Annotated in this window: 5 protein-coding genes and 2 pseudogenes; 4 read left to right on the top strand and 3 right to left on the bottom strand. The window is 69.8% G+C overall.

The window, feature by feature from the left end:
- Positions 1–285, bottom strand: a pseudogene (locus ABZ656_RS55330) (hypothetical protein); the annotation flags it as partial.
- On the opposite strand from ABZ656_RS55330, the pseudogene ABZ656_RS55335 reads away from it, so the two are divergent.
- Positions 256–462 (top strand): annotated as a pseudogene (locus ABZ656_RS55335) (SAM-dependent methyltransferase); the annotation flags it as partial. The pseudogenes ABZ656_RS55330 and ABZ656_RS55335 overlap by 30 nt on opposite strands.
- Here ABZ656_RS55335 and ABZ656_RS55340 read toward each other — a convergent pair.
- Positions 426–1862 carry a SulP family inorganic anion transporter gene (locus ABZ656_RS55340; RefSeq protein ID WP_360279954.1) on the bottom strand — a complete coding sequence of 479 codons (1437 nt, stop codon included), beginning with the start codon at positions 1860–1862 and terminating at the stop codon, positions 426–428. The pseudogene ABZ656_RS55335 and the gene ABZ656_RS55340 overlap by 37 nt on opposite strands.
- 294 nt (positions 1863–2156) lie before the next feature.
- Between ABZ656_RS55340 and ABZ656_RS55345 the strand changes: the two genes are divergently transcribed.
- From ABZ656_RS55345 to proC, 3 genes are all read left to right on the top strand, one after another.
- Positions 2157–3014, top strand: a complete 858-nt coding sequence (locus tag ABZ656_RS55345) for an ABC transporter ATP-binding protein (protein ID WP_101399935.1) — start codon at positions 2157–2159, stop codon at positions 3012–3014.
- Complete coding sequence (locus ABZ656_RS55350; protein ID WP_101399936.1) at positions 3011–3811, top strand: ABC transporter permease; 801 nt, start codon at positions 3011–3013, stop codon at positions 3809–3811. Before ABZ656_RS55345 ends, ABZ656_RS55350 begins: the two co-directional genes overlap by 4 nt.
- A 170-nt stretch (positions 3812–3981) precedes the next feature.
- Positions 3982–4791 (top strand): pyrroline-5-carboxylate reductase, encoded by an 810-nt coding sequence (gene proC, locus ABZ656_RS55355; protein WP_101399937.1) that lies wholly within the window; start codon positions 3982–3984, stop codon positions 4789–4791.
- Positions 4792–5017: 226 nt separating this feature from the next.
- Here proC and trpS read toward each other — a convergent pair whose 3' ends face one another.
- Positions 5018–6016 carry a tryptophan--tRNA ligase gene (trpS, locus tag ABZ656_RS55360; RefSeq protein ID WP_101399938.1) on the bottom strand — a complete coding sequence of 333 codons (999 nt, stop codon included), beginning with the start codon at positions 6014–6016 and terminating at the stop codon, positions 5018–5020.
- Positions 6017–6631 lie beyond the last annotated feature (615 nt).

A 6631-nucleotide genomic window follows, 5' to 3' on the forward strand; every position in this document is an offset into this window, starting at 1 on the left:
GCTGGAGAAGGCGCCGCCACGAAGGCTGGAGAAGGCGCCGCCACGAAGGCTGGAGAAGGCGCCGCCACGAAGGCTGGAGAAGGCGCCGCCACGAAGGCTGGAGAAGGCGCCGCCACGAAAGCCGAAGAAGGCGCCGCCGCCAGGGCTGGAGAAGGCGCCGCCACCAAGACCGAAGAAGGCACCGAATCCCACCAGCGAGCCGTAGGCTTCCTCACCGAACGCGCCTTCAAAGGCGCCCCCGAACCCCCGCCCCACACCCACCGCGTCGTCCGCTGGAGCCGTCACGTCCCCGTGGACACCCACCTCGCCAACATCGGCAGCCACTCGGCCTTCCTGATCCTCGGCAAGGAGGACACCGACGCCTTCCTCGCCGAGGAGCGCACCCACCTCCTGGAGACCTTTCCGGACGGCCGGGTCGAGGAGGTCTACGACGTACTGGTGATCGTGGCCACCCGCTCGTGATCGCGCGCGGCGGCCCACCGCTCCAGGGCCGCCGCACACGCGTGGTCCACATGCCGCAACCCGCCCAACTCCAGCCGTACGTCACGGTCGTGCGGCAGCGCCTCCAAGGCGTCCAGCAGCTTCGGCAGCCGCAGGAACGTGGCGTTCCCCATCACCCGTACGACCATCCCCGCGGTCCCCCGGTCCTCCGTCTCCACATGCACATGGCTGATGTCCCACGCGGTCTTGGCGACGGCGAGCGCAAGCCCGACCAGCACCCCTTCAAACAGATTCCCCACCACGATCGCCACCGCCGTCACACCCAGCACGACCACCTCCCCGCGATGCCCGCGCCACAGCACCCGCACCTCGCGCACCGGCACCAACTTGCAGCCCGCGTGCACCAGCAACCCCGCCAGCGCCGCCACCGGAATGATCCCGAGGACTCCGGGCACCACCACCGTGAAGACCAGCAGCCACACCCCGTGCAGTACGCGCGAGACCTTGGTCTGCGCCCCGGCCTGCACATTCGCCGCGCTCCGCACGATCACCGCGGTCATCGGCAGCGCCCCGAGCGCCCCGCACACGGCGTTCCCCGCACCCTGCGCGATGAGCTCACGGTCGTAGTCGGTCCGCGGCCCCCGGTGCAGACGGTCCACCGCCGCCGCGCTGAACAGCGACTCGGCGGAGGCGATCAGAGCGAAGGCGACCACCGTCCCGAGCATGCCCACTTCCGTGAGCCGGCCCAGGTCCGCCAAGGACGGCGGCTGTACGGCATCGAGCAGCCCGCGCACCTCGACCCGCCGCACGGACAGATCGAACACCCCGGTCACACCCGCCGCGAGCGCCACCGCCGGCAACGGCGCCGGCACCACCCGCGCCCCGCGCCGCCAACGCGGCCACAGCAGCAGTACGACCACGGTGGCGCCCCCGACCGCGAGAGCCACCGGGTCCGCGTCCCCGGGCAGCGACACCAGCCCGGCGATCTTCCCGAGCCCGCTCGCGGGCGCGGACGCGTCACCCATCGCGTAGACCTGGCCCGCGATCAGCACGAGCCCGATCCCGGCGAGCATCCCCTGCACCACCGCGACGGACACGGCCCGGAACCACCGCCCGAGCCGCAGCGCCCCGAGCGTGAGTTGCACCAGCCCGGCGCCAAGCACCAGCACGCCCAGGGCCCGTAGCCCGTACGTCTGCACCGCCTCGTACACCAGCACGGTCAGCCCGGCCGCTGGCCCGCTCACCTGAAGGCTGCTCCCGGGCAGCACCCCGGCGACCAGGCCACCGACTATCCCGGTCACCAACCCCAACTCGGCCGGCACGCCCGAGGCGATGGCGACCCCTACACACAACGGCAACGCGACAAGAAACACGACGAGAGACGCGGACAGATCGGCTCGACGCAGATCGGCTTTACGCATGGCGACGGCACCTCCGGTTGAGTGCGGAAGATGCGTGGGTGCCGAGCCGGGGGAGGGCACGGCGGATCCAACGGCGCGGCACCAAGGCCGGTGGGCATATGACCGCGCACTGAAATCCATTGTCGGTAACGGGAGTCGATCGCGCAGCCCTTCCGTGTAACCGCCTGGTGAACACGGAAGCGCACCACCCCACCGCACGCCGGAGCGCCCCCTTCCGATCGCGCCGCCGCGCGCCTGCGCCGTCGGATGCGACCGGGCTTGACGACGCCACCCCTCCCACGCAATATTCATCGCATGATGAATATTACTCCCCGGCCCCCCGACCGCCCCACGGCCACCATCACCTCCCAGGCCACGGCCACCACCCCCCTGTCCTCCCAGTCCCCGGCCATCGCCATCCGCGCCGAAGGCCTCACCGTCGTACGCGGCCCCCGTACCGTCCTGCGCGGCCTCGGCTTTGCCGTACCCCGCGGCCAGATCACCGGACTCCTCGGCCCTTCCGGCTGCGGCAAGTCCACCCTCATGCGCGCCATCGTCGGCACCCAGGCCAAAGTCACCGGCACCCTCGAAGTCCTCGGCCGTCCCGCCGGCGACGCCGCACTGCGCTCCCGCATCGGATACGTCACCCAGGCCCCCTCGGTCTACAACGACCTGACCATCCGCCAGAACCTCGACTACTTCGCCGCGATCCTCGACCCCGGCCGCGCCGCCGCCGACCGCCGCGACGCCCATGTCACCCAGGCCATCGCCGACGTCGACCTCACCACCCACGCCGACTCTCTCGCCGGCAACCTCTCCGGCGGCCAGCGCAACCGCGTCTCTCTCGCGGTCGCCCTGCTCGGCACTCCCGAACTCCTGGTCCTCGACGAGCCCACCGTCGGCCTCGACCCGGTCCTGCGCCGCGACCTGTGGAACCTCTTCCATGCCATCGCCACGGAACGGAAGGCGACGCTGCTGGTCTCCTCCCACGTCATGGACGAGGCCGAGCGCTGCCACCGCCTGCTCCTGATGCGCGAGGGCGAGATCCTCGCCGACGACACGCCCGACGCCCTGCGCGAACGCACCGGCCGCGACACCGTCGAGGCCGCCTTCCTCCACCTGGTCGACGAGGCCACCGCGACCGGCGACGCCCGCAAGGAGACCGTCCGATGACCACGGCCACCACCACGCACACGGGCACGGACACGACGGCACCCGCCCGTCCGAGCGCGATCAACTACTCCCGTACGACCGCCACCGCGACCCGCGTCCTGCGCCAGCTCCGCCACGACCCGCGCACCATCGCGCTGATGATCCTCATCCCGTGCCTGATGCTCGTCCTGCTCCGCTACGTCTTCGACGGCAGCGCGCGCACCTTCGACTCCATCGGGGCCTCCCTCCTCGGGATCTTCCCCCTGATCACGATGTTCCTGGTCACCTCCATCGCCACCCTGCGCGAACGCACCTCGGGCACTCTGGAACGCCTCCTCGCCATGCCCCTCGGCAAGGGCGACCTGATCGCCGGCTACGCCCTGGCCTTCGGCGCCGTCGCCGTCGTCCAGTCGGCCCTGGCCACGGGCCTCGCGGTCTGGTTCCTCGGCCTCGACGTCACGGGGTCCCCCTGGCTCCTGCTGCTCGTGGCCCTCCTCGACGCCCTGCTCGGCACGGCCCTCGGCCTCTTCGTCTCGGCCTTCGCGGCCTCGGAATTCCAGGCGGTCCAGTTCATGCCGGCGGTGATCTTCCCCCAACTCCTCCTCTGCGGCCTCTTCACGGCCCGTTCCACCATGCACCCCGTCCTCGAAGCCCTCTCCGACGTCCTCCCCATGTCCTACGCAGTCGACGGCATGAACGAAGTCCTCAAGCACACCGACATGACGGCCAACTTCGTCCGCGACGCGTTCATCGTGGCGGGATGCGCCCTCCTGGTCCTGGCCCTGGGCGCCGCAACCCTGAGGCGCCGCACCGCATGACGAATCCACACCGACGGATCCCCAGGGGCGCGGGGAACCGCGCGCCCAGCCCCCACCCGCCCGAAGCCAAAGAACGCACCCCCGTCCGCCCAACGGACACCCCACCCCGCCCAACCCCCCAAGTGCGAGGATGACCCCAGGACGACGCACCCCCGGAGGGCACCCGCACCATGACCCAGAAAGTCGCAGTCCTCGGCACAGGCAAGATCGGCGAAGCCCTGCTCAGCGGAGTGATCCGATCAGGCTGGGCCCCCGCCGACCTGCTGGTCACGGCCCGCCGCCCCGAGCGCGCCAGGGAACTCCAGGAGCGCTACGGCGTCACCGCCGTCACCAACGCCGAGGCCGCCAAGAACGCCGACACCCTGATCCTCACGGTCAAGCCGCAGGACATGGGCACCCTCCTCGACGAACTCGCCCCCCACGTCCCCGCCGACCGCCTGGTGATCAGCGGCGCGGCGGGCATCCCCACCTCCTTCTTCGAGGAGCGCCTGGCCGCGGGCACCCCTGTCGTCCGGGTCATGACGAACACCCCCGCCCTCGTCGACGAGGCGATGTCCGTCATCTCCGCCGGCAGCCACGCCACCGAAGCACACCTCGCCCACACCGAGGAGATCTTCGGCGCCGTCGGCAAGACGCTCCGCGTCCCCGAGTCCCAGCAGGACGCCTGCACCGCGCTCTCCGGCTCGGGACCGGCGTACTTCTTCTACCTGGTCGAGGCCATGACGGACGCGGGCATCCTGCTCGGCCTGCCCCGCGACAAGGCCCACGACCTGATCGTCCAGTCCGCGATCGGCGCCGCCGTGATGCTCCGCGACAGCGGGGAGCACCCCGTGAAACTCCGCGAGGCCGTCACCTCTCCCGCGGGCACCACGATCAACGCTATCCGCGAACTCGAGAACCACGGCGTCCGCGCGGCCCTCATCGCCGCACTGGAGGCAGCCCGCGACCGCAGCCGCGAACTGGCCTCCGGCAACAGCTAGTGCCGCAACAGGCAACGTTCGCCCCGTCGCGACGCCCGGCACGCACTCTCGCCGCACGGGCCGAAAGCCCAAGTACGTCCAGTACGAGGACTTCCGGCCGGCACGCCGAGAGCACGCACCGGATGCCGCACCTTGACGGGCAAACGTTGCCTGCCGCGGCACTAGAGGCAGCGGGCCGGGGCCACCGCCCCGGCCCGCCGTCAATGACCTCCCTCCCTCAGGGACTTCAGCCGGCGGCCAGCAGCCCGATCGCCCGATACGCCTCGTCCACCCGAGGCCGCGCCATCTCCCGGGCTTTCCCGGCGCCGTCGCGCAAAACCGCCTCCACATACGAGGGATCCGCGCACAACCGCTTGTGCCTCTCCTGCACGGGCCTGAGGAGTTCGATCACGGCCTCGGCGGTGTCCTTCTTCAAAGCGCCGTACGACTCGTACGCACCGCCGAGGGTCGCCGGATCCCCACCTTCACAGGCGGCGAGAATCTCCAGCAGGTTCGACACCCCCGGCCGCGCCTCGGGGTCGTAGAGGACGTCCTGCCCGCTGTCGGTCACAGCCCGCATGATCTTCTTCCGTACGGCATCCGGCTCGTCGAGCAGATAGACGACGCCGGGCCCCACGTCATCGCTCTTCCCCATCTTCGACATCGGCTCCTGCAGATTCATGACCCGTGCCGCGATCTGAGGCCGCGTGGCCCGGGGAACCACGAAGGTGTGCCCGTAGCGCTGGTTGAACCGCACCGCGAGATCCCGGGTCAGCTCCACATGCTGCGTCTGGTCGTCCCCGACCGGCACCTCGTCCGTCCCGTACGCCAGGATGTCCGCCGCCATCAGCACGGGATAAGTCAGTAGGGACAGCCGCACACTGCCGCCCCGCTCCCGCTCGCGCGCGGCCTTCTCCTTGTACTGGATCATCCGCCGCATCTCCCCGTCGGTCGCGACGCACTCCAGCAGATAGGACAGCCGCGCGTGCTCGTCCACATGACTCTGTACGAAGACGGTGCACAGCTCCGGATCGAGCCCCGAGGCCAGCAACAACGTCGCCGCCTGCCTACTGAGCCTGCGTACCCGCCCCGGATCGTGGTCCACGGTCAGCGCGTGCAGATCGACGACGCAGAACAGGGCGTCGGCCTGGTGCTGATCGACATCGGCCCACCGCCGGATGGCCCCGAGATAGTTCCCCAGCGTCAGATGCCCGGTCGGCTTGACCCCACTGAAGACCCGTGTCATCACTCCACCTCCTGGTCGAGGCCGCCGCACCCGCCGGCCGGCTCCCCAGGAGGGAGACACAAAAACGGCCGCCGAGGCGGCGGCCGTTGAGTACATACGTGAGTACGGCCGCCCGTCAGGCGGCCCACCACTGCTGGGTGCACGTATGTGTAGTCATGGCTGCGAGCGTACGCCTCCGGAGGGCATCCCGGAGCGGAGTTGACACGCCTCCACCCGGTACGTAATGTTCTCCGAGTTGTCCGACGTGAGCGCCGACCTCGGTCGGTCCCCGGACAGCCATTCCGCAACAAGCATTCAACGAACGGCGACTCGTCGTCGGCTCGTTTTCATGCGTGTTTGCGAAATGAGGAATCCGCGTTCGAAAGGGCGCCACCCCGATTAGCTCGGGAGCCAGGAATCCGCTAAAGTCTCACTCGTCGGAACGGCCCAAGGGCTGGGAAGACAAGCCCCGCTGACTGGGAATCAGGCCCGAAAGGATCTGATAGAGTCGGAACCGCCGGAAAGGGAAACGCGAGAGCGGGAACCTGGAAAGCACCGAGGAAATCGGATCGGGAAACGGTCTGATAGAGTCGGAAACGCAAGAACAAAGCAAGACAGCAAGACCGAAGGGAAGCG

This window comes from Streptomyces sp. NPDC007095 (assembly GCF_040634475.1).
Taxonomy (GTDB): Bacteria; Actinomycetota; Actinomycetes; order Streptomycetales; family Streptomycetaceae; genus Streptomyces.